The organism is Leucobacter sp. M11 (assembly GCF_035726885.1).
Classification (GTDB): domain Bacteria; phylum Actinomycetota; class Actinomycetes; order Actinomycetales; family Microbacteriaceae; genus JAPFRB01.
Genome location: NZ_JAPFRB010000002.1, coordinates 267,828 through 269,576 on the forward strand (window position 1 = coordinate 267,828; position 1,749 = coordinate 269,576).

Annotated in this window: 2 protein-coding genes; one reads left to right on the forward strand and one right to left on the reverse strand. The window is 71.0% G+C overall.

The window, feature by feature from the left end:
• A partial coding sequence (locus tag OOT08_RS05510) for an aminotransferase class I/II-fold pyridoxal phosphate-dependent enzyme (RefSeq protein ID WP_325091576.1) occupies window positions 1-838 on the reverse strand: 838 nt, incomplete at its 3' end.
• A 74-nt stretch (window positions 839-912) separates the two neighbouring features.
• On the opposite strand from OOT08_RS05510, the gene OOT08_RS05515 reads away from it, so the two are divergent.
• Window positions 913-1,728 (forward strand): YggS family pyridoxal phosphate-dependent enzyme, encoded by an 816-nt coding sequence (locus tag OOT08_RS05515; protein WP_325091577.1) that lies wholly within the window; start codon window positions 913-915, stop codon window positions 1,726-1,728.
• Window positions 1,729-1,749: the final 21 nt, after the last annotated feature.

The window sequence follows — 1,749 nt, forward strand, 5'->3', positions numbered from 1 at the left end:
TGACGCTGGCGTAGGGCACCGGGGAGAGCATCGCGAAGTGATCGTCCTCGATGATGAGCACCCGGGGGAAGTCCGCGAGCACGGCCCGGAGCTTCGCGGCCCGGGTCGGGGTCAGGCTCGCCCCGGTGGGGTTGTGCGCCCGCGGGGTGCAGACCACCGCTCGGCACCCGGCCTCGAGGGCGGCACGCAGGCTCTCGGGGAGCATGCCGTCGGCGTCCATCTCGACGGGCATCGCCCGGTAGCCGTTCTGCCGGATCGTGCTGATGCTCGTGAGGTAGCAGGGGTCCTCCAGCGCGACCGCGTCGCCCTGAGTGAGCGCCTGGGCGAGCAGCCGCTCGACGGCGTCGACGGCCCCGGCGGTCACGGTGAGCCGGAGGGGGCGGGGCTGGTCCCGCTCCATCCAGGTGGTCGCCCACTCGGCGAGCGCGGGGTCGATCGTCGTCTCGCCGTAGAGCCGGGGGGCGGCCGCATCGAGCCGGACCGCGGCCGGGTTCGGGAGGAGGGTGGGGTCCGGGTTGCCGTCCCCAATGTCGCGCAGCACGCTGTCGCGGGCGTAGCCCTCCTCCTCGACCTCCCGGAAGGGGTCGGTGATGACCGTGCCCGCGCGCCTGCGGGTCTCGGCAAGCCCCGCCTGCACGAGCAGGCGATAGGCCGTCAGGGTGGTGTTCCGGTTCACGCCGAGCTGGTCCGCGAGGGCGCGGACCGGGGGAAGCGAGTCCCCGGCGTTCAGGGCACCACGGTCGATCAGCGAGCGGATGCTCGTGGCGATGTCGTCAGCGGTGCGACCGGAGATGCCCAGGGTGCTGGCCTGATCCGTGGTGTTCGTCGTGTCCGTCATGGGGGCTCCTTTCGTCTCGCTTCCGATCCTAACGGCCGAAGTGGCCTGTCATGGACCATGGTAGACTTTGTCCTATGACAAAGCAAATCGGTGATGAGCTGCCCATCCACGACTTCCCCACCGCGACCTCCGTCGACGAGTTCGTCCGCAACATCGCCGAGGTGCGCGGCAAGATTGCCGCCGCCGCGGAGCGGGTCGGCCGCGCCCCCGCCGAGGTGCGGCTCCTGCCGGTCAGCAAGACGGTGCCCGAGGACCGCATCCGGCTCGCCGTACAGGCGGGGTGCCGCGAGCTCGGCGAGAACAAGGTGCAGGAGGCGAAGCGCAAATCGGAGCACCTGGCCGACCTCGACGTCGCCTGGTCCGTCATCGGACACCTGCAAACCAACAAGGCCAGGGACGTCGCCGCCTTCGCGAGCGAGTTTCAGGCCCTCGACTCCCTCCGCGCCGCGGCCGCCCTCGACCGTCGGCTCCAGGCGGCCGGGCGGGGGCTCGATGTGTTCGTCCAGGTGAACACCTCGGCCGAGCCCCAAAAATACGGCCTGCCCCCGGAGGAGGTCGAGGGCTTTCTGCGCGAACTTCCGAACTTCTCCGCGCTCCGGGTGCGTGGGCTGATGACGCTCGCGATCTTCAGCTCCGACATTCCCCGCGTCCGGGAGTGCTTTGTCCGGCTTCGCACCGTCCGCGACCGGATCCGCGACGAAGACCCCGCCCTCCTCGGGGACGGCGGGCTCTCCATGGGCATGTCCGGCGACTACGAGGTCGCCATCGAGGAGGGGGCCACCTGCGTGCGGGTTGGCCAGGCCATCTTCGGGAAGCGGCAGACCCCGGACAGCTTCTACTGGCCGGACGCCGCGGGCGAGCCGGACGCCGCGGCAGCGGACGCACGATGACGATTTCCGCGCACCCGGTCT

Coding starts and splice junctions, on each gene's coding strand:
- OOT08_RS05515 (WP_325091577.1), top strand. CDS start 913: ATGACAAAGCAAATCGGTGATGAGCTGCCCATCCACGACTTCCCCACC.